The 24928-nt window shown below is 72.5% G+C and carries 22 protein-coding genes and 1 pseudogene; 12 read left to right on the top strand and 11 right to left on the bottom strand.

The window, feature by feature from the left end; translation table 11 throughout:
- Nucleotides 1-41: 41 nt before the first annotated feature.
- Nucleotides 42-1619, bottom strand: coding sequence for an amidohydrolase (locus ACZ6RC_RS03615; protein WP_469579053.1), 1578 nt, complete (start codon nt 1617-1619; stop codon nt 42-44).
- Entirely contained in the window at nt 1529-3115 is a 1587-nt protein-coding gene (locus ACZ6RC_RS03610; protein ID WP_469579052.1) for an APC family permease, read from the bottom strand. Before ACZ6RC_RS03610 ends, ACZ6RC_RS03615 begins: the two co-directional genes overlap by 91 nt.
- A gap of 124 nt (nt 3116-3239) precedes the next feature.
- On the opposite strand from ACZ6RC_RS03610, the gene ACZ6RC_RS03605 reads away from it, so the two are divergent.
- Nucleotides 3240-3863 carry a TetR/AcrR family transcriptional regulator gene (locus ACZ6RC_RS03605; RefSeq protein ID WP_469579051.1) on the top strand — a complete coding sequence of 208 codons (624 nt, stop codon included), beginning with the start codon at nt 3240-3242 and terminating at the stop codon, nt 3861-3863.
- Between the two features lie 49 nt (nt 3864-3912).
- Here ACZ6RC_RS03605 and ACZ6RC_RS03600 read toward each other — a convergent pair whose 3' ends face one another.
- Nucleotides 3913-6906: a bifunctional [glutamine synthetase] adenylyltransferase/[glutamine synthetase]-adenylyl-L-tyrosine phosphorylase gene (locus tag ACZ6RC_RS03600; RefSeq protein ID WP_469579049.1), complete on the bottom strand. Its 2994-nt coding sequence runs from the start codon at nt 6904-6906 to the stop codon at nt 3913-3915.
- 165 nt (nt 6907-7071) lie between these two features.
- On the opposite strand from ACZ6RC_RS03600, the gene ACZ6RC_RS03595 reads away from it, so the two are divergent.
- Entirely contained in the window at nt 7072-7671 is a 600-nt protein-coding gene (locus ACZ6RC_RS03595) for a pyridoxamine 5'-phosphate oxidase family protein (protein WP_391140886.1), read from the top strand.
- A gap of 11 nt (nt 7672-7682) precedes the next feature.
- Nucleotides 7683-8114, top strand: coding sequence for a VOC family protein (locus ACZ6RC_RS03590; RefSeq protein ID WP_453615570.1), 432 nt, complete (start codon nt 7683-7685; stop codon nt 8112-8114).
- Between the two features lie 107 nt (nt 8115-8221).
- Here the strand turns inward: ACZ6RC_RS03590 and ACZ6RC_RS03585 are convergent, their stop codons facing one another.
- Together ACZ6RC_RS03585 and ACZ6RC_RS03580 are read right to left on the bottom strand one after the other, a co-directional pair.
- A complete protein-coding gene (locus tag ACZ6RC_RS03585; RefSeq protein ID WP_469579046.1) occupies nt 8222-8653 on the bottom strand; it encodes an Asp23/Gls24 family envelope stress response protein in 432 nt (143 codons plus the stop codon).
- Nucleotides 8654-8822: 169 nt separating this feature from the next.
- A pseudogene (locus ACZ6RC_RS03580) lies at nt 8823-8909 on the bottom strand (glutamine synthetase); the annotation flags it as partial.
- A gap of 390 nt (nt 8910-9299) precedes the next feature.
- Here ACZ6RC_RS03580 and ACZ6RC_RS03575 point away from each other — a divergent pair.
- The gene (locus ACZ6RC_RS03575; protein ID WP_469579044.1) at nt 9300-9692 is read left to right on the top strand and encodes a hypothetical protein; all 393 of its coding nucleotides are present in this window, start codon (nt 9300-9302) and stop codon (nt 9690-9692) included.
- A gap of 75 nt (nt 9693-9767) precedes the next feature.
- On the opposite strand, the gene ACZ6RC_RS03570 is transcribed toward ACZ6RC_RS03575, so the two are convergent.
- A complete protein-coding gene (locus ACZ6RC_RS03570) occupies nt 9768-11129 on the bottom strand; it encodes a glutamine synthetase family protein (RefSeq protein WP_391140898.1) in 1362 nt (453 codons plus the stop codon).
- Nucleotides 11130-11473: 344 nt separating this feature from the next.
- On the opposite strand from ACZ6RC_RS03570, the gene ACZ6RC_RS03565 reads away from it, so the two are divergent.
- The 4 genes from ACZ6RC_RS03565 to ACZ6RC_RS03550 all read left to right on the top strand — a co-directional run bounded on the left by ACZ6RC_RS03565 (nt 11474) and on the right by ACZ6RC_RS03550 (nt 13825).
- Nucleotides 11474-11851: a hypothetical protein gene (locus ACZ6RC_RS03565; RefSeq protein ID WP_469579042.1), complete on the top strand. Its 378-nt coding sequence runs from the start codon at nt 11474-11476 to the stop codon at nt 11849-11851.
- A 79-nt stretch (nt 11852-11930) separates the two neighbouring features.
- The gene (locus ACZ6RC_RS03560) at nt 11931-12578 is read left to right on the top strand and encodes a DUF3105 domain-containing protein (protein WP_391140900.1); all 648 of its coding nucleotides are present in this window, start codon (nt 11931-11933) and stop codon (nt 12576-12578) included.
- Nucleotides 12575-13258, top strand: a complete 684-nt coding sequence (locus ACZ6RC_RS03555) for a DUF305 domain-containing protein (RefSeq protein ID WP_391140902.1) — start codon at nt 12575-12577, stop codon at nt 13256-13258. The genes ACZ6RC_RS03560 and ACZ6RC_RS03555 overlap by 4 nt, the downstream gene beginning before the upstream one ends.
- Before the next feature lie 147 nt (nt 13259-13405).
- Complete coding sequence (locus tag ACZ6RC_RS03550; protein WP_391140904.1) at nt 13406-13825, top strand: CBS domain-containing protein; 420 nt, start codon at nt 13406-13408, stop codon at nt 13823-13825.
- 5 nt (nt 13826-13830) lie between these two features.
- Here ACZ6RC_RS03550 and ACZ6RC_RS03545 read toward each other — a convergent pair whose 3' ends face one another.
- Nucleotides 13831-14661 carry an alpha/beta fold hydrolase gene (locus tag ACZ6RC_RS03545; RefSeq protein WP_469579040.1) on the bottom strand — a complete coding sequence of 277 codons (831 nt, stop codon included), beginning with the start codon at nt 14659-14661 and terminating at the stop codon, nt 13831-13833.
- A gap of 185 nt (nt 14662-14846) precedes the next feature.
- On the opposite strand from ACZ6RC_RS03545, the gene ACZ6RC_RS03540 reads away from it, so the two are divergent.
- Nucleotides 14847-16607, top strand: a complete 1761-nt coding sequence (locus tag ACZ6RC_RS03540; protein WP_469579039.1) for an NAD+ synthase — start codon at nt 14847-14849, stop codon at nt 16605-16607.
- Here the strand turns inward: ACZ6RC_RS03540 and ACZ6RC_RS03535 are convergent.
- The 4 genes from ACZ6RC_RS03535 to ACZ6RC_RS03520 form a co-directional block, all read right to left on the bottom strand.
- Nucleotides 16573-17856, bottom strand: coding sequence for an MFS transporter (locus ACZ6RC_RS03535; RefSeq protein WP_469579037.1), 1284 nt, complete (start codon nt 17854-17856; stop codon nt 16573-16575). The two genes, ACZ6RC_RS03540 and ACZ6RC_RS03535, sit on opposite strands and share 35 nt — an antisense overlap.
- Nucleotides 17857-18074: 218 nt before the next feature.
- Nucleotides 18075-19097 carry an endonuclease/exonuclease/phosphatase family protein gene (locus ACZ6RC_RS03530; RefSeq protein WP_391140911.1) on the bottom strand — a complete coding sequence of 341 codons (1023 nt, stop codon included), beginning with the start codon at nt 19095-19097 and terminating at the stop codon, nt 18075-18077.
- Between the two features lie 225 nt (nt 19098-19322).
- Complete coding sequence (locus ACZ6RC_RS03525; protein ID WP_469579035.1) at nt 19323-19997, bottom strand: TetR/AcrR family transcriptional regulator; 675 nt, start codon at nt 19995-19997, stop codon at nt 19323-19325.
- A gap of 48 nt (nt 19998-20045) precedes the next feature.
- A complete protein-coding gene (locus ACZ6RC_RS03520) occupies nt 20046-21824 on the bottom strand; it encodes an MFS transporter (RefSeq protein WP_469579033.1) in 1779 nt (592 codons plus the stop codon).
- 206 nt (nt 21825-22030) lie between these two features.
- Here ACZ6RC_RS03520 and panB point away from each other — a divergent pair, with 206 nt between their 5' ends.
- The 3 genes from panB to ACZ6RC_RS03505 all read left to right on the top strand — a co-directional run bounded on the left by panB (nt 22031) and on the right by ACZ6RC_RS03505 (nt 24910).
- Nucleotides 22031-22894: a 3-methyl-2-oxobutanoate hydroxymethyltransferase gene (gene panB / locus ACZ6RC_RS03515; protein WP_391140914.1), complete on the top strand. Its 864-nt coding sequence runs from the start codon at nt 22031-22033 to the stop codon at nt 22892-22894.
- A 166-nt stretch (nt 22895-23060) separates the two neighbouring features.
- A complete protein-coding gene (locus tag ACZ6RC_RS03510) occupies nt 23061-24053 on the top strand; it encodes an ATP-binding cassette domain-containing protein (protein WP_469579031.1) in 993 nt (330 codons plus the stop codon).
- Nucleotides 24050-24910 carry an ABC transporter permease gene (locus ACZ6RC_RS03505; protein WP_469579029.1) on the top strand — a complete coding sequence of 287 codons (861 nt, stop codon included), beginning with the start codon at nt 24050-24052 and terminating at the stop codon, nt 24908-24910. Before ACZ6RC_RS03510 ends, ACZ6RC_RS03505 begins: the two co-directional genes overlap by 4 nt.
- The last annotated feature ends 18 nt before the right edge of the window (nt 24911-24928 follow it).

Below are 24928 nucleotides of genomic sequence, written 5' to 3'. Positions count from 1 at the left end.
CCGGCCCGCGGCGCCCCGCCGCGCGTGCGGGGAGTCGCCGGTCAGCTCCGGTGGGTGACGCGGCCGCCGCTCACGGTCAGCCGAACAGGGGCCCCCTCGGTCTCGTCGGCGGGGGCGTCCACCGGGTCCACCGCGAAGGCCGTCAGGTCCGCCCGCTGCCCCGGGGCGATCCGCCCGGCCCACCGCTCCTCCCCCGCGGCGACCGCCGCGTGGGTGGTCATCCCCTCCAGGGCCATCAGACCGGTCAGGCCGTGGCGCGCCGAGGCGGCTCCGCGCGGGGCCCGGGCGGTGGCCAGGACCTGTCGGGCGTCGTAGTGCGCGATCGGCCAGTCGGAGCCCAGCGCCAGGTGCGCCCCCGCGTCCCGCAGGTCACGGCAGCGCCAGGCGCGCGCAGCGCGCTCCCCGCCCAGCCGCCTGGACCATTCGTCGGTGCGGTCGGCGCGGGTGTACGCGGTGTGCGGGGGCTGCATGGAGGCCACTACGCCCAGGGCGGCGAAGCGGCCGAGCTGGTCGTCGGGGACGGTCTCGATGTGCTCGACGCGGTGCCGCGGCGCGTCGGCGCTCCTCGGCCCGAGGGCCTCCACGGTGTCCAGGACGTGCCGGACGGCAGCGTCGCCGATGGCGTGGGTGGCGGTGCCGATCCCGGCGGCGTGGAAGTGGCGTACGGCGGCGGAGTAGGCGGCGGGGTCGGGCCAGAAGGCGTCCGTGCCCTGGCCGTGGCAGTCGGCGTGCTCCAGCCAGGCGGTGCCGCCCTCGACGGTGCCGTCCATGAAGAACTTCACGCCGCCGACCCGCCACAGGCGCCCGGCCCGCTTCTGGAGCCGCACCAGCTCCTCCAGCTCCTCCCGGTCGGCGCCGGGCATGCACCAGGGGGCCAGCCGAAGCCTCAGCGGCAGGTCGCCGTCCTCCTCCAGGGCGGTGAGCAGCCCCGGTACGTCGTGCCCGCCGAGGTCCATGACATGGGCGCCGGTCAAACCGGTGGCGGCCATCGAGCCGAGCAGCCGGACGAGCCGGTCGCGCCGGTCGGCGTAGGGCGGGGTGGGCAGCAGCGGGGTCATGAGGTCCATGGCCGCGTGTTCGATCAGATGGCCGGTGGGCCGCCCCTCGGCGTCGCAGACGATCTCGGAGCGCTGGGCGAAGGTCCGGGGGCCGTCGATGCCCGCTGCCCTGAGTGCGGTGGCGCTCACGAGGGCGGAGTGTCCGTCGTAGAGCCGCAGGTGGGCGGGGGCGCCGTCGAGGACGTCCTCGACGAGGTCGTAATGGAGGGGCCGGCCGCCGAAGACGTTGTGGTCGAGGCCGACGCCGAGGATCCAGCCGTCGCGGCGTTCGGCCCGGACGAGCGCCGCCCGCAGCTCGTCGAGGTCGCGCACGGCGGAGAGGTCGGTGCCGGCGAACATCTCCAGACCCCAGACGGGGTGGCTGTGGGCGTCGGTGAGGCCGGGGGTGAGGGTAGCGCCCGCCAGGTCGATCGTCTCGGTGCCGGGGCCGGTCCAGGCCCTCGCGTCCGTGTCGTCGCCGACGGCGGTGATCAGTCCGTCCTGGACGGCGACAGCGGTGTGGCCGGTGAGCTCGGGGGCGCGGACGCGGGCGTTGACGAGGACGAGGTCGGGTGCGGGCACGGCGGTTCTTCTCCTGAGCGGGGTGCGGGGGCGGGGAGTTCTGCGGCGGGGTCTGCGGGTTCGGCGGGTTCGGCGGCGAAGTGCGCGTAGACCTCGGGGCGGCTGCGCCGGAGCCGGTACGCGAGGAGCAGTCCGAGCAGGAACACGCCGGGGACGAGGGCGAGGAGGACGGTGTTGACGGTGGAGGAGGCCCCCGTGAAGACGTCGATCTTCGAGACCACCAGGGCGAGGGCCCCGGTGAGCAGGACGGCCGCGATGACCGGGGCGACGACGGTCCGCAGGACTCCCTCATCGTGCCGGATCCGGCGGAAATAGAAGGGGACGGCCAGGGCGGCGAGCAGTTGGAGGGCCATCAGTCCGATGCCGCCGGGGGTGTTCACCCAGAGCAGGAGCTGGGTGTACGGGTCGGCGTCGGCGGCCGCGAAGCCGAGGACCACGGCCAGCCCGAGGACGGTCTGCGCGACGCCCGCGGCGTACGGGGAACGGTGGCGGGGGTGGACCTTGCCGAAGACGGGCGGCAGGACGCCTTCCTGGGCGAGTGCGAGGCCGTAGCGGTTGATCGCGTTGTGGAAGGCGAGGAGGGAGGCGAGCACGCTGGTGACGATGAAGAGGTGCATCAGGTCCGCCGCCCAGGCGCCCACGTAGGTGGTGATCGCGGCGAAGAAGAGCCCGCCGGTGTCGCCCGCGGCGGCCGCCACGACCTGGTCGTCGCCGAAGGCCTGGATGACGGTCCAGACGATGAAGGCGTAGAAGAGGCCGAGGAAGCAGACGGCGAGGTAGGTGGCCCGCGGGATGGTGCGGGCCGGGTCGCGGGCCTCGCGCCGGTAGATGACGGTGGACTCGAAGCCGGTGAACGCGGTGAAGGCGAAGGCGAGGACGGCCGCGCTGCCGGGGACGAGGACGTTGCCGGGGGCGAAGGAGGCGAGGGAGAGGCCGTCCGCGCCTCCCTCGATCAGCACGCCGCCGGCGAGCAGGACGAGGATGCCGGTCTCCGCGACGAGCAGCACGCCGAGGAGCTTGGCGCCGAAGTCGATCGAGCGGAAGCCGCCGTACCAGATGAGCAGCAGCCCGGCGATCGAGACGGGCAGCCAGGGGATGTCGATGCCCCACAGGGCGTGGCCGGTGTCGGCGGTGGCGGAGCCGAGGAGGCCGTAGACGCCGATCTCCATGCCGTTGTAGCCGAGCATGGCGAGCAGTGCGGCGGCGATGCCGACGGGCTTGCCGAGGCCGCGGGTGATGTACGCGTAGAAGGCGCCGCCGTTCCTGACGTGGCGGGTCATCGTGGTGAAGCCGACGGCGAAGACCGCGAGGGTGATGCCGGCGAGGAGATAGCCGGCGGGGGCGCCGATGCCGCCGAGGACGATGGCGATCGGGGCGACGCCGGCCATCACGGTGAGCGGGGCGGCGGCGGAGACGACGAAGAAGGAGATGTCGGCGGTGGAGAGCGTGCCGGTTCTCAGCCCCTCGGGCTCGTCGGGGGAGGTGGGTGCGGGCATGGAAGGGGAAGCCCTTCTGCTGGCGGGGCAGGGCGGCGGGGACCCGTAAACCTAAAGGCTTTCGGTTGCGGCAATGTAGCCTCCGGGACGACGTACGGGAAGACCTCGACGAGAGAGCGGGAACATGGGACGGCCGCGGACACCGCTGATCGACCGGGAGCGCATCACCACCACCGCCCTGCAACTCGTCGACGAGCAAGGGGAGTTCAGCGTCCCGCAGATCGCGCGGGCGCTGGGCGTGCAGACGGGGTCGCTGTATCACCACGTGGACGGCCGGAGCGGGGTCGTGGAGTTGCTGCGCGAGCGGGTCTGCGAGGCGATCGACGGCGGGACGCTGGACCTCGAACCGTGGGACGCGGCCATGGCGGCCTGGGCGCGCACCTACCGCTCCGCGTTCGCGGCCCACCCCCGGGTCATCCCGCTGCTGATGACCTCCCCGGTCCGGGCCCCCAGGGTGCTCGCCCAGTACGAGCGGGCGGTGGGCGTGCTCCTCGCCGCCGGCTTCGGGAACGAGGACGTCATGACGGTGATCGTGGCCCTGGAGAACCTGGTCCTGGGCTCGGCGCTGGACCTGGCGGCGCCGGAGACGATGTGGGAGCTGCCCGACGACACCACCACCCCGCGGCTCGCCGAGGCCCTGACGGCGGTGGCCACGGACCGCGCCGACGCCGCCTTCGAGCTGGCGCTCGGAGCGTTCCTCGCGCACTGCCGGTCCATGGTGGCCGGGGACGACGGTCAGGCGCCGTAAAACGGCTCACCCGGCCGGAACGGGCCGGGTGCCCGACCCGGGACGACGGTCAGGCGCCGTAGAACAGCTCCTCGACCACGGCCCGGGCCCGGCGCGTGATCCGGCGGTAGTCGTCGACCATCTCGCCGACGCGGCCGGGGCCGTAGCCGAGGTAGCGCCCCACCGCCGCCACCTCGCGGCCGTCGGAGGGGAAGGTGTCCCCCGGCCGGCCCCGGACCAGCATCACGGCGTTGCGGACGCGGGTCGCCAGGACCCAGGCCTCGTCCAGGATCCGCGCCTCCTCCGCCGGGATCAGCCCCGCCGTCCGGGCGGCGGCCAGGGCCTCGCGGGTGCGGGTGGTGCGCAAGCCGGGTTCCGTCCAGGCGTGGCGCATCTGGAGCAGCTGGACCGTCCACTCGACGTCGCTCAGACCGCCCCGGCCCAGCTTCGCGTGGAGCGTCGGGTCGGCGCCGCGCGGCATGCGCTCGGTCTCCATTCGGGCCTTCAGGCGGCGGATCTCGCGGACCGCGTCCTCGCCCAGACCCCCCTCGGGATAGCGCAGCGGGTCGACCAGCTCGACGAACCGGCGACCCAACTCGGCATCCCCCGCCATGGGTTCGGCGCGCAGCAGGGCCTGGCTCTCCCAGACCAGGGACCAGCGGCGGTAGTAGGCCTCGTACGACTTCAGCGTACGGGCGAGCGGACCGCTCTTGCCCTCCGGGCGCAGATCGGCGTCGATGAGCAACGGCGGGTCCGCGGTGGGGAGTTGGAGGAGCCTGCGGATCTCGGTGACGACCCTGTTCGCGGCCCGGGCGGCCTCGTGCTCGGGCACGCCCTCGCGCGGCTCGTGCACGAACAGGACGTCGGCGTCGGAGCCGTAGCTCAGCTCGTGCCCGCCGAACCGGCCCATGCCGATGACCGCGAACCGCGTCGGCAGCCGGTCGCCCCACTCGGCGCGCACGGCGGCCCGCAGCGCGCCCGCGATGGTGGCGGCGTTGAGGTCGGTCACCGCCTGGCCCACCCGGTCGACCAGCGCCGGATCGGTTTCGCGCGGGCTGTCCTCCGTGCCGTACGAACCGATCAGGTCGGCCGCGGCGGTGCGGAACAGCTCCCGGCGGCGTACGCCACGCGCCGCGGCCACCGCCTGCTCCGGGCCGTCGGCGCGGCCGACCGCAGCCAGCACCTCCTGCTCCAGATGGTCCCGGCCGCGCGGCTCCAGCCCCTCCGGGTCGCCGAGGATCGCCACCGCCTCGGGCGCCCGCAGGAGCAGGTCGGGGGCGAGGCGCCCGGCGGAGAGCACCCGGGCCAGGTTCTCGGCCGCCGCGCCCTCGTCCCGCAGCAGCCGGAGGTACCAGGGGGTCTTGCCGAGCGCGTCGGACACCTTGCGGAAGCCGAGCAGCCCGGCGTCGGGATCGGCGGAGTCCGCGAACCAGCCGAGCAGGACCGGCAGCAGCGTCCGCTGGATCGCGGCCTTGCGGGTGACGCCGGAGGCGAGGGCCTCCAGATGCCGCAGGGCCGCGACCGGGTCGGCGTAGCCGAGCGCTTCGAGCCGCTGGCCGGCGGCCTTCGGGCTGAGCCGGGTCTCGCCGGGGGCGAGCTGGGCGACGGCGTCGAGCAGCGGCCGGTAGAAGATCTTCTCGTGGAGCCGGCGGACGACGGCGGCGTGCCGCTTCCATTCCCGGTTGAGCTCCGCGACCGGGTCGGTGCGCAGCCCGAGCGAGCGGCCGAGACGGCGCAGGTCCGCGTCGTCCTCGGGGACGAGGTGCGTACGGCGCAGGCGGTAGAGCTGGATGCGGTGCTCCATGGCGCGCAGGAAGCGGTACGCCTCGTCGAGCTGGGCGGCGTCCGCCCGGCCGACGTAGCCGCCGGCGGCGAGCGCGTCCAGGGCGTCCAGCGTGGTGCCGCTGTGCAGGGTGGCATCGCTGCGACCGTGCACCAACTGCAGGAGCTGGACGGCGAACTCGACGTCCCGCAGACCGCCGGGGCCGAGCTTCAGCTCCCGCTCGACATGGGCCACGGGGATGTTGTCGACGACCCGGCGGCGCATCTTCTGCACGTCGGGGACGAAGTTCTCGCGCTCGGCGGCCTGCCAGACGAGGGGCGCGACGGCCTCGATGTAGTCGGCGCCCAGCTGGGGGTCCCCGGCCACGGGCCGGGCCTTCAGCAGCGCCTGGAACTCCCAGGTCTTGGCCCAGCGCTGGTAGTACGCCAGATGGGAGGAGAGCGTGCGGACGAGGGGGCCGTTGCGGCCCTCCGGGCGGAGGTTGGCGTCGACGGGCCAGATGGTGCCCTCGACGGTGGTCTCCGAGCAGATCCGCATCAGGTGCGAGGCGAGCCGGGTCGCCGCCTGGATCGCCTGGCCCTCCTCCGCGCCCGAGGCGCCCTCGGGCGGCTCCCCGACGAAGATGACGTCGACGTCGGAGACGTAGTTCAGCTCGTGGCCGCCGCACTTGCCCATCGCGATGACGGCGAGCCGGCAGCGGGACGCGTCCTCGGGGGCGGCGGCGCCGGCGAGGGCGAGGGCGGCGCGCAGGGTCGCGGTGGCCAGGTCGGCCAGCTCGGCGGCGGTCTGGGCGACGTCGGCGGTGCCGCAGACGTCGCGGGCGGCGATGGCGAGGAGACAGCGGCGGTAGGAGACGCGGAGGGCGACGGGGTCGGTGGCGCCGGAGAGGCAGCGCTCGAACTCCGCGACCCCGGGGTTCAGATCGGCCGCCTCGTAGGTGACGAGCGCCTGCCAGTCGTGGGGGTGGCGGGCCAGGTGGTCGCCGAGCGCCTCGGAGGCGCCGAGCACGCCGAGGAGCCGGTCGCGGAACGGCTTCGCGGACAGCAGCGTGGAGACGAGGGTCTGGTGGCCCTCCTCCGGCTGGGCCTCCACCAGCCGGACCAGACCGCGCAGGGCCAGATCGGGGTCGGCGGTGGCCCCGAGGGCGTCGAGGAGCACGGAATCGTCGCGCAGGGTGGCCATCTCGGGCACGTCGAGCAGACGCTCGGCACCGGACGGATCGGTGAACCCGTGCCGCAGCAGCCGCGTGAAGATACTGCTCCTGCGTCCCGGCACCGTCATTCCGCCGCTCCCTCCACCGTTCACGGATTCGAGCCTATCCGGAGCGGGGATCGGGGTCGCCCCGGGCACGGGCGACCGATGAGTTCCGGACCGGGGGACGGTCTGCCCTGGTGACAGCCCGCGTTGACCCGCAGCCCGCGCAGCCCGCGCAGAAAGGACCGTGCCATGCCCTCCCCCACGGATCCCCCCGTCCCCGGCCCGCCCGCGGCGCCCGCTCCCCCGCCTCCGCCCGCCGCATCCGGCGAGCCCCCGCCTCCGCCCGTCCTGCCCCGCGAGACCACGCTGGACCCCCGCTTCAGCGACCCGCGGGCCGAGGCCGCCGACTGGTCGCGGGCCCTCGACCGGCTCACCGCGGCCGAGGTCTTCTGGCTGACCACGGTCCGCCCGGACGGCCGCCCGCACGTCACCCCGCTGATCGCCGTCTGGTCGGAGGACGCCCTCCACTTCTGCACCGGCCCGCAGGAGCGGAAGGCGCGCAACCTCGCCGACCGGCGCGAGGTGGTCCTCACCACCGGCACGAGCGCCCTCGCCGAGGGCTTCGACCTCGTGGTGGAGGGCGAGGCCGTCCAGGTGACGGACGAGGCACGGCTGCGCGCCCTGGCCGACGCCTATGTCGACAAGTACGGCTCCGACTGGCGATTCGACGTGCGCGACGGCACGTTCGTGGGTGACGGTGGACCCGCCCTGGTGTTCGCCGTCGCGCCGCGCACGGTCTTCGGCTTCGCCAAGGGCGGGCCGTTCGGCCAGACCCGCTGGCGTTTCTGAGGAGACTCTCCATGAACTGGACGCTCGAAGTCGTCCCGGTGCCCGTGTCCGACATGGACCGGGCGAAGGCGTTCTACGGTGACAAGTGCGGTTTCAAGATCGACCTGGACGACGAGGTCGCCCCGGGGATGCGGATCATCCAGGCGACCCCGCCCGGCTCGCGCTGTTCGATCGCGATGCTCAGCGGCATGCCGACGATGCCGGGAACGAAGGAGATGGCCCCGGGCTCGCTCCACGGCCTGCAGATCTGCGTGACGGACATCGAGGCGGCCCGCGCGGAACTGGTCGACCGCGGTGTGGAGGTCACCCCGATCCGCCATGTCGGCGAACGGGGCTGGGAGGAGGGCAAGGGCGAGACGTGGAACTCGTTCATGTCCTTCGAGGACCCGGACGGCAACGGCTGGGTGGTCCAGGAGGCCCCGTCGGAGCTGTCGGAGCGCTGAGGGACGCGTGCGGGGCGGCCGGCAACCCGGCCGCCCCGCACGGATGGTGAGGGACCGATGGGCCGGAAGGCGTCACGCCGTCACTCGGCGGCGGCCCCGCCCGCCCGCTACCGGGTCCGCTGCTGTTCCTCCCCTTCGTCCTCCTCGTCGGGCAGCTTCACGTCATTGACGGTGATGTTGACTTCTACGACGTCCCGCCCCGCCATCCGCTCCACCGCGGAGATCACGTTCTCCCGTACCGCGCCGGCCACGTCCGTGATCGAGACGCCGTAGTCGACCACGATGTCCAGATCGACGGCCGCCTGCGTCTCTCCGACCTCGACGCCGACCCCGCGGGTGGCGGACGTACCGCTACCGGCGCCGGGCATCTTCCCCCGCATGGTTCCCATCGAGCGCGAGAGCCCACTGCCCAGGGCGTGCACACCGGGCACGTCCCGTGCGGCCATTCCGGCGATCTTCGCCACGACCACGTCGGCGATGGTCGTCCGGCCCCGGGAACCTGGCGCACCACCGTACTTTCCACCGGAGTTGTCACTCATCAGGCCGATCCTCCCTCAGGGAGCAAACCTGTAGAAATTGCCTGGGATAGGTACATTCTAAAACGAGATCGCCGCCACGGCTCGGGCCGGTGGAACGCCTCAGGGCCGACGGTCGCATCACCATCGGCCCTGAACGTCGTTTCCTGGCTGTACCCGCTCCGACCTGCGCTTACAGCACGGGAAGGTTCTTCCGCAGCTCGAAGGCCGTGACCTCGCTGCGGTACTCCTCCCACTCCTGCTTCTTGTGGCGCAGGAATGAGGCCCCGCCGGCGCCAACAGGAACGATCGGGGACGCTGCACGTGAGAACACTTACCCATAGGCGGCCAACGGTGGGTACCGGCGGCCCGCGGTGACCCTCGGACGGCCCACAGACGGCCCAGCACTGGGCAGCCTGGGGCCCGCTGGGCTGCTGCGCGACGCCACCACTGATTCCACCCCCAACGCGCCGGACGGCGGCTAGCCGAACACGGCATCAGCTATCTCTTCCAGCCAGTACCGCACTTGGTGTCGCCGGCGGCAGAACCGCTTCGGACGCCTCCACCGGCGGCCGTCGAGCGGCCGGTGGCACTGCTTGCACTGCTTCACGCGCGTGTGTCGTTCCCCCATGGCCGTGACTCTAGCGGCCCCTCTGACCAGGGAGAACCCATGACCAATCTGCCCGAGCCCGTACCGGTGGTGCGGCTGCCCGATGGCACCTACGCCTACGCCGACCTGCCCACCACCGGATGGCTTCACGTGGCGAATCAAGTGAACGTGGTCAGCGGGCACCTCGTCTTCGGCCGGCCAAAGCGCGGAAAGGAGCGTGACGTCCCACTCCCCCGCCAGGTCGCCCGAGTTCTCCGTGAGCACGCCGAGGAATTCCCGCCCGTCGACGTCACCCTGCCGTGGGCAAGGCCCGACGGGCCACTCGTCACGAAGCGGCTGTTCTTCTCGCTCACGGGTGGCGGCGCCGTCCGGCGGACCGACTTCAGCACCCGCGTCTGGAAGCTCGCGCTCGGTGAGACGTCGGACCGCCCACAGACGGCCCAGGGCGGATGAGACGACTCAGGGCCAGCGGCAGTCAGCCGCCGGCCCTGAACGTCGTTTCCGGGCTGTACCCGCTCCGACCTGCGCCTACAGCACCGGCAGGTTCTTCCGCAGCTCGAAGGCCGTGACCTCGGAGCGGTACTCCTCCCACTCCTGCTTCTTGTTGCGCAGGAAGAAGTCGAAGACGTGCTCGCCCAGTGTCTCCGCGACCAGTTCGCTCTTCTCCATCAGGGCGATCGCCTCGCCCAGGTTCTGCGGCAGCGGCTCGATGCCCATCGCCCGGCGCTCCGCGTCCGAGAGGGCCCAGACGTCGTCGTCGGCGCCGGCCGGGAGTTCGTAGCCCTCCTCGATGCCCTTGAGGCCCGCCGCGAGGAGGACCGCGTAGGTGAGGTAGGGGTTGGCGCCCGAGTCGATGGAGCGGACCTCGACGCGGGAGGAGCCCGTCTTGCCCGGCTTGTACATGGGGACGCGGATCAGGGCCGAGCGGTTGTTGTGGCCCCAGCAGATGTACGACGGGGCCTCGCCGCCCGCGCCCGCGCTGCGGGCCGAGCCGCCCCAGATGCGCTTGTAGGAGTTGACCCACTGGTTGGTGACCGCCGAGATCTCGGCCGCGTGCTTCAGCAGGCCCGCGATGAAGGAGCGGCCCACCTTGGAGAGCTGGTACTCCGCGCCCGATTCGTAGAAGGCGTTGCGGTCGCCCTCGAAGAGCGAGAGGTGGGTGTGCATGCCCGAGCCCGGGTACTCCGAGAACGGCTTCGGCATGAACGTCGCCTGTACGCCCTGCTCCAGCGCGACCTGCTTCATGACCAGGCGGAAGGTCATGATGTTGTCCGCCGTGGAGAGCGCGTCGGCGTAGCGCAGGTCGATCTCCTGCTGGCCCGGGGCGCCCTCGTGGTGGGAGAACTCCACCGAGATGCCCATCGACTCCAGCATGGTGATGGCCTGGCGGCGGAAGTCCATGCCCACGTTCTGCGGGGTGTGGTCGAAGTAGCCGGAGTTGTCGGCGGGGGTCGGCTTCGAGCCGTCCAGCGGCTTGTTCTTCAGGAGGAAGAACTCGATCTCGGGGTGGGTGTAGAAGGTGAAGCCCAGGTCCGAGGTCTTCGCCAGGATGCGCTTCAGGACGAAGCGGGGGTCCGCGAAGGACGGCGAGCCGTCCGGCATCAGGATGTCGCAGAACATCCGGGCCGTGCCGGGGGCCTCGGCGCGCCACGGCAGGATCTGGAAGGTGCTCGGATCGGGCTTGGCGATCATGTCGGATTCGTAGACGCGGGCGAAGCCCTCGATCGCCGAACCGTCGAAGCCGATGCCCTCGTCGAACGCCTGCTCAAGCTCGGCGGGCGCGACGGCCACCGACTTCAGGAAACCGAGCACGTCGGTGAACCACAGCCGCACGAACCGGATGTCACGCTCCTCGAGCGTCCGGAGGACGAATTCCTGCTGCTTGTCCATTTCCACACCCATCTTTGCTGGTCAGGCCGCCTGTTCCCACCGCCTCGGGTACATCGGGGGGCACCTGAGCATCCCACCACTTGGTTTCGCGCACGTTGCATACCCATAGTGCCTGGTCGCTGTGGCGCAGGTAACAGGGGGACCGGCCGATTCCGGGTGCCCGCCGGGTGCCCCGCGGTACCCACCGGAGGGGCCGCCCCCGTGCCCGCTCCCCCTCGGCCGCGACCGAGGGGTACCCCGTACGGCCCACACGCGGTCTTCTCCTACTACGATCTCGCCCCATGGGGGCCCCGCGGCTCGTACGGCCGCCTCGGCACGCGCGTCCCACGGCACTGGTGAGTGCCGTGGCGACGCTCCTCGCCGCGCTCTTCGTCTGCGCGGGCACCTCCGACTCCGCCGCGCACCACCCCGGGGAACGACGGGTGACGCTCGCCGCTCCGGCCCACCACTCCGGTGCGCCGCGGGCCGCGCTCGCTCCCGGCGGTCCGGCCGTCCCGACCGTACGGGCCGTCGAGTACGTCTGCCCGTACGACCGCGGCGACTGCTCCCTCTTCCCCTCGCTCGGCCCGGCGGTGCTCACCGCGCCGCCGCTCGACCCGCCGCCGCACGCGGAGGGCCGTCTCCCGCGCCTCGACACGCCGCACCACCCCGGCCGGGCGCCCCGCTCGGGCGCGCAGCCCCGCGCGCCCGACCTGCACGTCCTTCAAGTCCTGCGGACGTGACGGCCGGATCTGCCTCACCGCTCTTCCCGTACGCCACGTCACGTCATGACACCCCTCACCGAAGAAGGACGACATCACCATGGCCGCCAACCGCTCCTCCACCGCCGACCGCCGCGCCCGAATAGAGGAGATGCGCCGCGCCGAGCAGTCCCGCGAGCGCCGTGTCCGCTTCCTCACGATCGGCGTCGCCGGCGTCATCGTGCTCGGCCTCGTGGGCTTCGGCGCCTACGTGCTCAACCAGGAGTCCGAGAAGAAGGAGGAGAAGGAAGCCGTCGCGAAGGCCCCCATCAAGGACGAGAAGTCCTGGGACGCCAAGAAGCTCGGCCGCAACCACGTCACCACGGCCGTCTCGTACCCGATGAAGCCCCCGGTCGGCGGCGATCACGACCAGGTCTGGCAGAACTGCGACGGCGACGTCTACAAGACGCCGGTCGCCGAGGTGAACGCCGTGCACTCGCTGGAGCACGGCGCCGTCTGGGTCACGTACAACAAGAAGGCCCCCGAGGGCGAGGTGAAGAAGCTGGCCGAGAAGGTCGGGAAGACGCCGTACTCCCTGATGAGCCCGGTCGACGACCAGGCCGGCGCGATCATGCTGAGCGCCTGGGGCAAGCAGGTGTCGGTGGACAGCGCGACCGACCCGCGCGTCGACGCCTTCTTCACCAAGTACGTCCAGGGCCCGCAGACCCCCGAGCCGGGCGCCGCCTGCACCGGCGGGATCGGCCAGTGAGCGGCGTCCGGCCGAACCGTACGCAGTGGGCGGCGATCACCGCCGTCGTCCTCGCGCTGCTCTTCGCCGGGGGCGCCGTCACCGTCGCCTCCGCGGACCGCGAGGAGGCCCCGGCCACACCCGCGTCGGACTCGGCGGACGCGGGCTTCGCCCGTGACATGTCGGTCCACCACCAGCAGGCCGTCGAGATGTCGTTCATCGTCCGGGACCGTACGACGGACGAGGAGGTGCGCCGGCTGGCGTACGACATCGCCAACACGCAGGCCAACCAGCGCGGCATGATGCTGGGCTGGCTGGACATGTGGGGGCTGCCGAAGGTCGAGTCGGGCACCGAGCCGATGACCTGGATGGACATGGGCGCGGAGCACGGCGCGTCCGGCCACGGCGGGTCGGGGCACGGCGAGGCCGGTCCGGCCGACGGGGCGCTGATGCCGGGCATGGCGACCAAGGCCGAGATGAAGCGGCTGCGGGAGGCCCGCGGTGAGGAGGCCGAGATCCTCTACCTGCAGCTGATGACCGACCACCACGAGGGCGGTGTGCACATGGCCCAGGGCTGTGTGGACAGGTGCTCGGTGGAGGTCGAGCGGGGCCTCGCGCAGGGCATGGTCGACGCCCAGGAGTCGGAGATCCGCCTCATGGCGGAGCTGCTGGAGAAGCGGGGCGCGAAGCCGCGTCCCTGAGCCGACGGAGCCGGTGACGCGCGTGACGCGCGTGACGCGTGGCGGCCCCCGCGACCCGCACCGGTCGCGGGGGCCGCCGCGTACGCGGAGAATGGATGGGGGCTCGGGGAGGCAGGCACCACCACGTTCGACGGAGGGACGCACCCCATGACCACGGCGAAGGACATCATGCACTCCGGGGCCCGATGGATCCCCCGGCACGAGACGCTCGACCGCGCGGCGCAGATGATGCGCGACCTCGACGTCGGCGCGCTGCCGATCGCCGACGAGGAGGAGCGGCTCTGCGGCATCATCACGGACCGGGACATCGTCGTCGGCTGTGTGGCCGAGGGCCACGACCCCTCGAAGATCACGTGCGGTGAGATGGCGCACGGCACCCCGCGCTGGATCGACGCCGGCTCGGATGTGAGCGAGGTCCTCGACGAGATGACGGGCCACCAGATCAAGCGGCTCCCCGTCATCGAGAACAAGCGTCTGGTCGGGATGATCAGCGAGGCCGATCTGGCGCAGCATCTGGACGACGAGCAGATCAAGGAGTTCTGCGCGCGCGTCTACGCCACCTCCTGATCAGCTCACCGGCCGAGTTCAAGCACCGCCCGCGCCACCGCGTCCGGCCGGTCCAGCATCATCAGATGGCCCGAGGGTTCGACCGCCTCGTAGCGGGCGTCGAGCCGTCGGGCCAGCGCGCGTTGCCGGTCGGCCCAGCGGGCCGAGCCGTCGGGGGCGGCGAGGACGGTGACGGGGACGTCCGGAGGCAGGGGGAAGCGCTCGCGCAGGGCGAGGAGTTCGGCGGCGACGGCGCGGTAGTGGGTGTTCTCCAGGAGCGCTCCCCGCATCACGCGGGAGGTGCCGTACACCCGGCGGAGCAGCGCGGCGGGCGCCGGGTCGCCGCCCGAGGCGCGGGAGAGCCGGACGGTGGCGCGCCGGACGGCCGGCCCGGCGGCGGCGGGACCGCCGACGGCGCCGACCAGGGCGCCGAGCGCGCGGGCCGCGGCGGTGCGCAGGGCGGGGGCGGCGGGCGTACGGGCGTGCTCCTCGACGGAGGCGTCGACGAGGACGATCCCGGCGGTGCGGTCCGGGTGCAGCCGGGCGAAGGCCTCCGCGTGGAATCCGGCGATGGAGTGCCCCACGACGGTGGCCGGGCCCGGCATGCCGAGGGCGTCCAGGAGGGCCGCGATCCGGTGGGCCTCCCCCGGGGCGCTGGGGGCGACGGCGGCGGGGGCGGAGAGTCCGTGGCCCGGCCGGTCGAAGCGGACCACCGTGCGGTGCGGGGTGAGCAGCGGGACGACCCGGTCCCAGTCGAACCAGCTCATGGCGAGACCGGCGCTCAGGACGCAGACGGGGCCCGAGCCCTCGACGACGACATGGTGGGCCACGCCGCCGATCCGTACGAACACGCTCAAGAACGCTCCCTGGCCGACGAGTCGGAGAGTAGTCCGGCCAGCCTGCCACGTGCTCGCGCGGCGCCCGCCGCCGGGCACCCGGTGGGCGCCGGGACCCCTGTCCACGCCGGGGAGGCGCCCTGCGGTCAGGGGCTCCGGGGGGCGATCCCAGGACATCGCGTCGCTTTGACGATTACAATGGCCGGGTGCCTCAACTACGCCTCGCTCTGAATCAGATCGACTCGACCGTCGGCGATCTCGCCGCGAACGCCGAGGCGATCGTGCACTGGACCCGGCACTCCGCCCGGCAGGGCGCGCATCTCGTCGCGTTCCCCGAGATGGCGCTGACCGGCTACCCCGTCGAGGACCTGGCGCTGCGGTCCTCGTTCGTCGAGGCGTCCCGGGACGCCCTGCGGGCGCTGGCGCGGCGGCTCGCCGACGAGGGGTTCGGGGAGCTGCCCGTGGTCGTCGGCTATCTCGACCGCTCCGGGCGGGCGCAGCCGAAGTACGGTCAGCCCGCCGGCGCCCCGCAGAACGCCGCCGCGGTGCTGCACCGGGGCGCGGTGGTGCTGTCCTTCGCCAAGCACCACCTGCCCAACTACGGCGTCTTCGACGAGTTCCGCTACTTCGTCCCCGGCGACACGATGCCCGTCCTGCGCGTCCACGGGGTCGACGTGGCGCTCGCGATCTGCGAGGACCTCTGGCAGGACGGCGGCCGGGTCCCGGCGGCCCGGAGCGCGAAGGCCGGGCTCCTGCTGTCGGTCAACGCCTCGCCGTACGAGCGGAACAAGGACGACACCCGGCTCGAACTGGTCCGCAAGCGCGCCCAGGAGGCCGGTTGCGTCACCGCCTACCTCGCGATGACGGGCGGGCAGGACGACCTCGTCTTCGACGGTGACTCGATCGTCGTGGACGCGGCCGGCGATGTCGTCGCCCGCGCGCCGCAGTTCTCCGAGGGCAGTGTGGTCCTCGACCTCGATCTGCCGGCCGCCGCCGCCGACGCGCCGATCGGTGTGGTGGACGACGGGCTGCGGATCGACCGCGTGGTCCTCTCCGAGGAGCCGCTGCCGACGTACGAGCCGGAGCTGACGGGCGGGTACGCGGAGCGGCTCGACGACGACGAGGAGCTCTACTCGGCGCTCGTCGTCGGCCTGCGGGCGTACGCGGCGAAGAACGGCTTCCGGTCCGTCCTCATCGGCCTGTCCGGCGGCATCGACTCGGCGCTCGTCGCCGCGATCGCCTGCGACGCGGTCGGGGCGTCGAACGTGTACGGCGTCTCGATGCCGTCGAAGTACTCCTCGGACCACTCCCGGAGCGACGCCGCCGAACTGGCCCGCCGGACCGGGCTCGACTTCCGTACGGTGTCGATCGAGCCGATGTTCGACGCGTACATGGGCGCGCTCGGTCTCAGCGGCCTCGCGGAGGAGAACCTCCAGTCGCGGCTGCGGGGCACCATGCTGATGGCGATCTCCAACCAGGAGGGCCACATCGTCCTCGCGCCGGGCAACAAGTCCGAGCTGGCGGTGGGCTATTCGACGCTGTACGGCGACACGGTCGGGGCGTACGGGCCCCTGAAGGACGTGTACAAGTCGACGGTGTTCCGGCTGGCGCGGTGGCGCAACCGGGCGGCCGAGGCGCGCGGCCTGACCCCGCCGATCCCGGAGAACTCGATCGGCAAGCCCCCGAGCGCCGAGCTGCGCCCGGGCCAGGTCGACACGGACTCGCTCCCGGACTACGACGTCCTGGACCGGCTCCTGGAGCTGTACGTGGACCGTGACCAGGGCAAGGACGCGATCGTCGCGGCGGGCTTCGACGAGGAGCTGGTGGCGCGGACGCTGCGGAGGGTGGACGCGGCGGAGTACAAGCGGCGCCAGTACCCGCCGGGGACGAAGATCTCCGCGAAGGGCTTCGGCAAGGACCGCCGTCTGCCGATCACGAACCGCTGGCGGGAGTCGACGGCGGGCTGACCCGCTCGGCACGGGTCCCGGCCGCGGCCTCCGTCCCGGTCGTGGTCCCGGTCGTGAGCGGGCTTCCCGCGACGACCCGGGAGGCGCCCTCCGGGGCCGGGCGGCGGCCCGTCCGGTCGAGGAGGCCCGCCGCCACGGCGATCGCGAGCCCCACCACGGCCAGGGCCGCCCCCACCAGGGTCGGGGACGTCCAGCCCCACCCGGCGGCGACGGCCGCGCCGCCCGCCCAGGCACCGCCCGCGTTGGCGAGGTTGAAGGCGGAGTGGTTGGAGGCGGAGGCCAGGGTGGGCGCGTCCTTCGCCTTGTTCATCACCAGCATCTGCAACGGGGTGGTGGTCATGAACCCGACCGCGCCGAGGACGACGACGGTCACCAGCGCCAGCCACGGCACGTGGATGGTGAAGCGGAAGGCGACCAGGACGAGGGCGAGCGCGCCGAGGGAGCCGTAGAGCGTCGGCCGCAGCGCCCGGTCGGTCAGCGGGCCCGCGGCGAGCGCGCCGGCGGTCATGCCGATGCCGAAGAGGGCGAGGACGAGGGTGACGGAGGACTCGCCGAAGCCCATCACCTCCGTGGTCATCGAGGCGAGGTAGGAGTAGACGGCGAAGACGCCCGCGAAGCCGAGGACGGCGGTGAGCAGCCCGAGCAGCACCTGAGGGCGGCGCAGCGCGCGCATCTCCCGGCCGAGGCTCTGGTGCGTCTCGACGGGGACGTACGGGACGAGCCGTGCGAGCGCCGCCATGGCCACCAGGCCGATGACGGTGACGACGAGGAAGGTGGCGCGCCAGCCGAGGTGCTGGCCGAGCAGGGTCGCGGCGGGGACGCCGAGGATGTTGGCGACGGTCAGGCCGAGGAACATCGTGGCGACAGCCCGGGCCTGCCGGCCCTCGGGGACCAGGCGGGCGGCGACGACGGCGCCGACGCCGAAGAAGGCGCCGTGCGGCAGGCCGGCGAGGATCCGGCCGCCGATCAGCCAGCCGAAGCCGGGCGCGAACGCGGAGGCGAGGTTGCCGACGACGAAGAGGGCCATCAGCAGGAGCAGCATCCGCTTGCGCGGGACCCGGGAGCCGAGGGCGGTGAGCAGCGGGGCGCCGATGACGACACCGATGGCGTACGCGGAGACGAGGTGGCCGGCCGTGGGGACGGAGGTGCCGAGATCGCCGGCGACATTGGGCAGCAGGCCCATCATCACGAACTCGGTCGTGCCGATGCCGAAGGCGGAGACGGCGAGCGCGAGCAGCGCCAGGGGCATGAGGAGAGCCTTTCCGAGGGTTAGTTCTTCTTCGGAACAAATACTCTCAGGCGGAATGTTCCCACCGGCTTCGGCCGGGTGAAGGTGAGGTTGCGGGCGCGCGGCCGGGTCAGCGGACCCGGGCGCGCGGGGGGTGGAGCGGGCCCGGGCGCCGGGCGCGGGCGGTGGAGCGGGCCCGGGCGCCGGGCGCGGGCGGCCGGGTGGTCAGAGGCGGACGGTCAGAGGCGGACGCGGGCGGCGATCGGGAGGTGGTCGCTGCGCGTCTGCGGGAGCGTCCAGGAGGAGACCGGTTCGAGGCCCTTCACCATGATCTGGTCGATCCGGGCCATCGGGAACGAGGCCGGCCAGCTGAAGCCGAAGCCGTCGCCCGAGGCGCCCTGGGTCGAGCGCATCTGGGAGGTCACGGCGTTGAGCGAGCGGTCGTTCATGGTGCCGTTGAGGTCGCCGAGGAGCACGACCCGCTCGTTCGGGTCGTGTGCGATGGCCTCGCCGAGCGCGTCGGCGCTGTTGTCGCGCTGGTTGGCGGTGAAGCCGGCGTTGAGCTTGACCCGCACGGACGGGAGGTGGGCGACGTACACGGCGACCTCGCCCCGGGGCGTGTCGACGGTGGAGCGCATGGCGCGGGTCCAGCCCATCTGGATGTCGACCTCGCGCGAGTCGCTCAGCGGGAACCTGCTCCACAGCCCGACCGTGCCCAGGACGGAGTGGTACGGGTACGCCTCGGCCAGGCCCCGCTCGTACACCGGGACCATCTCGCCCTTGAGCTCTTCCAGGGCCACCACGTCGGCGCCGGATCCGGCGATCTGGCGGGCCGTGCCCTCGGGGTCGGGGTTGTCGGCGTTCACGTTGTGGGTGGCGACGGTCAGGTCGCCGCCGGTGGCGGACTTGTCGCTGACCAGGCCGCCGAAGAGGTTGAGCCACACCACGGACGGGAGCAGCAGGGCGATCAGCGCGGTCGCGGAGCGCCGCAGCAGGGCCAGGACCAGCAGGACCGGGACGAAGAGGCCGATCCAGGGGAGGAAGGTTTCGGTGAGGCTGCCGAGGTTGCCGATCCGGTTGGGGATCTCGGCGTGGAAGACCATCAGGAAGGTCAGCAGCACCGCGCAGACGGCGAGGAGGATCCCGCGGCGCCAGATCCCCTGGTCACCGCGCCAGCGGTCGAACGCCGATCGGACCCGCGACGCGGAGCGCTCGTCCCGTGCGCCGCCGCTCTCGGTCTCCGTCATGTCCACCCGCGCCATGTCCGCTGTCCTCACTGCCTTGCCGTCGTGCCGCCCGGCCGTCCGGCCGTGGTGCCTTCGTGCCGTACGGCGGTCGTGCCGTTCTTCTTCCGCGACCCGACGTCGACACTAGGTGATGTCGGGCCGGACCTCCTTCCCCGAGGACGTGGGAAGGCGCGCGGCGGGTTCCTGCGCGGGAGGCGCGCGCCGGGGCTGTGACAGAACGCGCACATTCGTGCGGGTCGCTCAGCCCGGCGGGCGGACGCCCGCCAGGACGGCGTCGACCACCTGCTCCGGCAGGCCGGGGTCGAGCGGGGCGCCCGGCCGGATGATGGTGCGCAGCAGGAGGGGGCCGACGAAGAGGTCGTTGACCAGTTCGATGTCGAGGTCGGCGCGGATCTCCCCGGTCTCCACCCCGCGCCGCAGCGCGTCGAGGCCCATCCGGCGGCGGGGCTCGATGACGGTGTGGTGGTACGCGTCCCAGAGCCGGGGATACGACTGCATCTGCGAGAACACGTTGTGGAGCAGGGCGGAGGTCCGCTTGGCCAGGCCGCGCCGCCGCAGCGCTTCGAGCAGGGTGACGAGATCGTCCCGGACGGAGGTGCCGGGCAGCACCGGGTCCGGGGGTTCGACGGAGCGCAGCAGGTCGACGAAGAGCTCCTCCTTGCCGGGCCACCGGCGGTAGATGGTGGCCTTGCCGACGCCCGCGCCGCGGGCGATCTTCTCGATGGAGAGATCGGCGAGCGGTATCCCGTCCTCCAGCAGCGCGACCGCCGCCGCGAACACGGCCTCCTCCACCCCTTCGCTGCGCGGCCGCCCGCGCCGGGGGGCGGGGGCGGCCCCGGCGCCGGGGGCCGGGGGCGCCGGCGGGTGCCGCTCGTCGCGCGGGTCTTCCGGGGCTCCGCCGTCATCCAGGGACACGTTCCGCTCCACCTCTCACCGTTCTCGCCGCCGCGCGGGGGGCGCGGGTCACCGCCGTACCGATTCTCCCGCCCCGGCGGAGGGCCCCGGCACCGAGGGCCGCGAGCCGGCGGGACCCGGCGTGCCGCCCGCCACGGCCCCCGGGCCCGTCGTACCGCCGCCGTCCTTCCGCGCGTCACCCGGGCCCGCCGTACCGCCGCCGTACCGCCGTGCGTCGCCCGGGCCCGCCGTACCGCCGGACCCCGGGCCGTCGGCGCCCGCGGGCCCGCCGGCCGTCGGGGTGCGACCGGGGAGGAACAGCGCCACCACGACCGCGCCGATCAGGGCGACCGCCGCCGAGCCGATCGCCGTCACGTGCATCGCGTCCAGGAAGGCCTCCTGGGCCGGGGCCACCAGAGACCTCCCGGCCGGGCCCAGCTTCTCGGCGACGCCGAGGGTCGCCTCGATCGATTCGCCCGCCGTCGCCCGCAGCGCCGGCGGCAGCGCCCCCAGGTGTCCCTCGATCTCGCCCCGGTACGTCGTGGAGAGCACCGAGCCGAGGACGGCGACGCCCAGCGCCCCGCCCACCTGCCGGAAGGTGTTGTTGATCGCCGAGCCGGAGCCGGCCTTCTCCCGGGGCAGGGTCTGCATCACCGACACGGTCACCGGCGGCATGATGTGGGCCATCCCGGCGCCCTGGAGGAAGAAGACGATCTCCAGGACCCAGACCGGCGTCGACGCGTCGAAGAAGGTGAAGGCCGCCAGGCCCAACGCGACCGCCAGCATGCCCGCCGTGCACACCACCCGGGCGCCGAAGCGCTCCACCACCAGCCGGGCGCGCGGCGCGAAGACCATCTGGGCGACGGCCAGCGGCAGGATCAGCAGCCCGGACTCCAGCGCGCTGTAGCCGCGCACGCTCTGGAGGTAGAAGGCGGAGAAGAAGGTCACGCCCATCAGCGCGAAGAAGACCAGGGCGATCGCGGCGACGGCGGCGGAGAACGCCGGCTTCCGGAAGTACGCCATGTCGATCGCCGGATGGTCGCTGCGCCGCTCGTACAGCACGAAGCCGACGAGGACCGCCAGCCCGGCGAGGAGCGGCGCGAGGACCGTGGCGTCCGTGAAGCTCGCCAGCTCGCCGCCGCGGATGATCCCGTACACGAGCAGGACGAGGCCGACGACGGACAGCAGCACGCCCGGTACGTCGATCCGGCCCGGCTTCGGGTCCTTCGAGTCCGGAACCAGCCACATCATCAGCGCCAGGGCGAGGAGCACGACGGGGACGTTGACGAGGAAGATCGAGCCCCACCAGAAGTGTTCGAGCAGGATGCCGCCGGTGATCGGGCCGATCGCGATCGCCAGGCCGACGCTGCCCGCCCAGATGCCGATGGCCTTGGGCTGCTCGTCGCGCTCGAAGACGTTCATCAGGATCGCGAGGGTGGCCGGCATCACGAAGGCGGCGCCGAAGCCCATGACCGCTCGGTAGCCGATGAGCTCGGCGGGCGAGCCGGAGACCGCGGCGAGGGCGGAGCCGACGCCGAAGACCGTGAGGCCGAAGAGCAGGACCTTCTTGCGGCCGAGCCGGTCGCCGAGGAGGCCGGAGGTGAAGAGCAGGCCCGCGAAGACGAGCGTGTAGGAGTTGATCGCCCACTCCAGCTCGCTCTGCGTGGCGCCGATGCCGGTGGGGGCGGGGGCCGCGATCGTCTTGACCGCGACGTTCAGGATCGAGTTGTCGAGGACGACGATCAGCAGGCTGAGCATGAGGGCCGCGAGGATCGCCCACCGGCGGCGGTGGACCGCCTCGGAGACGCGGGACGGGGGCGCGGGGGCGGTGGTGGACGGCTGAGACATGTGGTCCAGGCTAGATCGCATTTCGATACGAGACCGTCTCGTATAGGAATCCTGGGGAAATTCTTTGCTCGACTTTGCGCCATCGTTGCCGTCGTGTGAACAGCGCCACTCCGCGCCACTTCCCCCGCTCCGGCACGAAGTGCCACCATGGATGTGGTCCGGGGACGCCGTGAGGGCGCCTCGAGATGACGAAGGAGCCGTTCACCATGACGCTTCAGGCTGCCCCGAAGCAGTCCCCCGACAGCAGCAAGGCGCTGTACGGCGGGACGGGCACACGCCGCATCACCGTCCACGACATCGCCGCCGCGAAGACCCGCGGCGAGAAGTGGCCCATGCTCACCGCCTATGACGCGATGACCGCCTCCGTCTTCGACGAGGCCGGCATCCCGGTCGTCCTGGTGGGCGACTCCATGGGCAACTGTCACCTCGGCTACGACACCACCGTGCCCGTCACGATGGACGAGATGACGCTGCTCTCCGCCGCCGTCGTACGGGGCACCAAGCGCGCCCTCGTGGTCGGCGACCTCCCCTTCGGCTCGTACCAGGAAGGGCCCGTCCAGGCCCTGCGCAACGCCACCCGGCTCGTCAAGGACGCCGGAGTCGGGGCGGTCAAGCTGGAGGGCGGCGAGCGGTCGCTGCCGCAGACCGAGCTGCTCGTCCAGGCCGGCATCCCCGTCATGTCGCACCTGGGCCTGACCCCGCAGTCCGTCAACACCATGGGCTACCGCGTGCAGGGCCGGAGCGACGAGGCCGCCCACCGGCTGCTCAGCGACGCCAAGGCCGCGCAGGACGCGGGCGCGTTCGCGGTCGTCCTGGAACTCGTACCGGCCGAGCTGGCCGCCGAGGTCACCCGCTCCCTGCACATCCCCACCATCGGCATCGGGGCCGGGCCCGAGACCGACGCCCAGGTCCTCGTCTGGACGGACATGGCCGGGCTGACCGGCGGCAAGGTGCCGCGGTTCACCAAGCAGTACGCCGACCTGCGCCGGACGCTCGGCGACGCCGCGCGCGCCTTCGCGGACGACGTGGCCGGCGGGGCGTTCCCCGCGGAGGAGCACACCTTCCACTAGCCATCGCGGCACCAACGACAGCCCGCCGACATCCCCCATCGGCGGGCTGTCGGCCGTCGCGGCCCGAGCCGCGGGACGGCGGTGCGTCGGTGGTGCGTCGGTGGCTGCGGGCGGGCTGTCGGACGCCTGTCGGTGCTTTGTCAGTGGCGGCTGATGTAGTAGGGCCATGACGCGATCCGCACGCAACGCCGTCGAGGTACGAGGCCTCGTGAAGCACTACGGCGAGACGAAGGCCCTCGACGGGGTCGACCTCGATGTCCGCGAGGGCACGGTCCTGGGTGTCCTCGGCCCCAACGGCGCCGGCAAGACCACGCTCGTCCGCTGCCTCTCCACCCTGATCGTCCCGGACGCCGGCACCGCCGTCGTCGCGGGGTACGACGTGGTGCGCCAGCCCCGGCAGCTCCGCCGCACCATCGGCCTCACCGGGCAGTACGCCTCGGTCGACGAGAAGCTCTCCGGCTGGGAGAACCTCTACATGATCGGGCGGCTGCTCGACCTGTCCCGGGGGGACGCCCGGCGCCGCGCCGACGAACTCCTGGAGCGCTTCTCGCTCACGGAGGCCGCCAAGCGGCCGGCGATGAACTACTCCGGCGGTATGCGCCGCCGGCTCGACCTGGCCGCCTCGATGATCGGGCAGCCGGCCGTCCTCTATCTGGACGAGCCCACCACCGGCCTCGACCCGCGCACCCGCAACGAAGTCTGGGAAGAGGTGCAGCGGATGGTCGCGGAGGGGGTGACCGTCCTGCTCACCACCCAGTACATGGAGGAGGCCGAGCAGCTCGCCGACGAGCTGACCGTGATCGACCGCGGCCGGGTCATCGCCAACGGCCAGGTCGACGAGTTGAAGGCGCGGGTCGGCGGCCGGACCCTGAAGGTCCGCCCCGTCGACCCCTCCCAGCTGTCGGCCATGGCCGACGCGCTGCGCGAGACCGGTCTCGACGGCATCGCCGGCTCGACCGTCGTCCCCGACGAGGGCGCGCTGTACGTGCCGATCCTCAGCGACGAGCAGCTGACCGCGGTCGTCGGCCTGTTCGGTGCGCGCGGCTTCGGCATCGCCCACATCGGAACCCATCTGCCCAGCCTGGACGAGGTGTTCCTGGCCATCACCGGCCAGAAGACGTCCCTGTCCGACGCGATTCCCGAGGAGGTCGCCGCGTGAGCGCCACCACGACCACACAGCTCACCGAGTCCCCCGTCGAGACGCCGGGCCCCGCCCCGGCGCGCGGGCCGAGCGGCGAGGGCCGGATCGGCCTGCGGGCCAACCTCCGTCACATCGGCGCGCTGGTCCGGCGCAACGCGCTGCAGATCAAGCAGGACCCCGAGTCGATGTTCGACGTCGTCCTGATGCCGATCATCTTCGTCCTGCTGTTCGTGTACGTCTTCGGCGGCGCGATCTCCGGCAAGGGCAACAACCAGGAGTACGTGAACTACGTCGTCCCGGGCCTGATGGCGATGATGGGCATGAACATCGCCATGGCCGTCGGCACGGGGATCAACGACGACTTCAAGAAGGGGGTCATGGACCGGTTCCGGACGATGCCGATCGCCCGGTCCTCCGTCCTCATCGCGAAGATCGTCGTCGAGATCGGCCGGATGCTGGTCGCCGTCGCGATCCTGCTCGGCATGGGCTTCCTGCTCGGTCTGGAGATCCGGACCTCGGTCGTGGACCTCTTCGCCGCGATCGGCCTGTCCACGGTGTTCGGCGCCTCACTGATGTGGATCTTCATCCTGCTCGGGCTCACCCTGAAGACGGCGCAGGCGGTCCAGGGGATGGCCATGATCGTGCTGATGCCGCTCCAGTTCGGTTCGTCGATCTTCGCCCCGCCGACCTCGATGCCCGGCTGGCTGGAGACGTTCACCGACTACAACCCGCTGTCCAACCTCGCCGACGCGGCGCGGAACCTCATCAACGGCGGTCCGGTCGCCGAGTCGGTGTGGATGACGCTCGGCTGGGCGCTGCTCATCACGGTCGTCACGGCGCCGCTCGCGGTCGCCAAGTTCCGCAAGAAGACCTGAGCCGTACGGGAGCGCCGG

This window comes from Streptomyces sp. NPDC048353, from assembly GCF_055587165.1.
Note: the sequence above shows the minus strand (reverse complement) of the source record. Positions and strands in the feature narration are given on the sequence as shown.

What these genes read in the sequence shown, in the direction of transcription:
- ACZ6RC_RS03605 (WP_469579051.1), top strand. Translation starts at nt 3,240, where the DNA reads ATGGGACGGCCGCGGACACCGCTGATCGACCGGGAGCGCATCACCACC.
- ACZ6RC_RS03600 (WP_469579049.1), bottom strand. Translation starts at nt 6,906, where the DNA reads ATGACGGTGCCGGGACGCAGGAGCAGTATCTTCACGCGGCTGCTGCGG.
- ACZ6RC_RS03610 (WP_469579052.1), bottom strand. Translation starts at nt 3,115, where the DNA reads ATGCCCGCACCCACCTCCCCCGACGAGCCCGAGGGGCTGAGAACCGGC.
- ACZ6RC_RS03530 (WP_391140911.1), bottom strand. Translation starts at nt 19,097, where the DNA reads ATGGCGCGGGTGGACATGACGGAGACCGAGAGCGGCGGCGCACGGGAC.
- ACZ6RC_RS03510 (WP_469579031.1), top strand. Translation starts at nt 23,061, where the DNA reads ATGACGCGATCCGCACGCAACGCCGTCGAGGTACGAGGCCTCGTGAAG.
- ACZ6RC_RS03535 (WP_469579037.1), bottom strand. Translation starts at nt 17,856, where the DNA reads ATGCCCCTGGCGCTGCTCGCGCTCGCCGTCTCCGCCTTCGGCATCGGC.
- ACZ6RC_RS03560 (WP_391140900.1), top strand. Translation starts at nt 11,931, where the DNA reads ATGGCCGCCAACCGCTCCTCCACCGCCGACCGCCGCGCCCGAATAGAG.
- ACZ6RC_RS03520 (WP_469579033.1), bottom strand. Translation starts at nt 21,824, where the DNA reads ATGTCTCAGCCGTCCACCACCGCCCCCGCGCCCCCGTCCCGCGTCTCC.
- ACZ6RC_RS03550 (WP_391140904.1), top strand. Translation starts at nt 13,406, where the DNA reads ATGACCACGGCGAAGGACATCATGCACTCCGGGGCCCGATGGATCCCC.
- ACZ6RC_RS03585 (WP_469579046.1), bottom strand. Translation starts at nt 8,653, where the DNA reads ATGAGTGACAACTCCGGTGGAAAGTACGGTGGTGCGCCAGGTTCCCGG.
- panB (WP_391140914.1), top strand. Translation starts at nt 22,031, where the DNA reads ATGACGCTTCAGGCTGCCCCGAAGCAGTCCCCCGACAGCAGCAAGGCG.
- ACZ6RC_RS03595 (WP_391140886.1), top strand. Translation starts at nt 7,072, where the DNA reads ATGCCCTCCCCCACGGATCCCCCCGTCCCCGGCCCGCCCGCGGCGCCC.
- ACZ6RC_RS03570 (WP_391140898.1), bottom strand. Translation starts at nt 11,129, where the DNA reads ATGGACAAGCAGCAGGAATTCGTCCTCCGGACGCTCGAGGAGCGTGAC.
- ACZ6RC_RS03590 (WP_453615570.1), top strand. Translation starts at nt 7,683, where the DNA reads ATGAACTGGACGCTCGAAGTCGTCCCGGTGCCCGTGTCCGACATGGAC.
- ACZ6RC_RS03575 (WP_469579044.1), top strand. Translation starts at nt 9,300, where the DNA reads ATGACCAATCTGCCCGAGCCCGTACCGGTGGTGCGGCTGCCCGATGGC.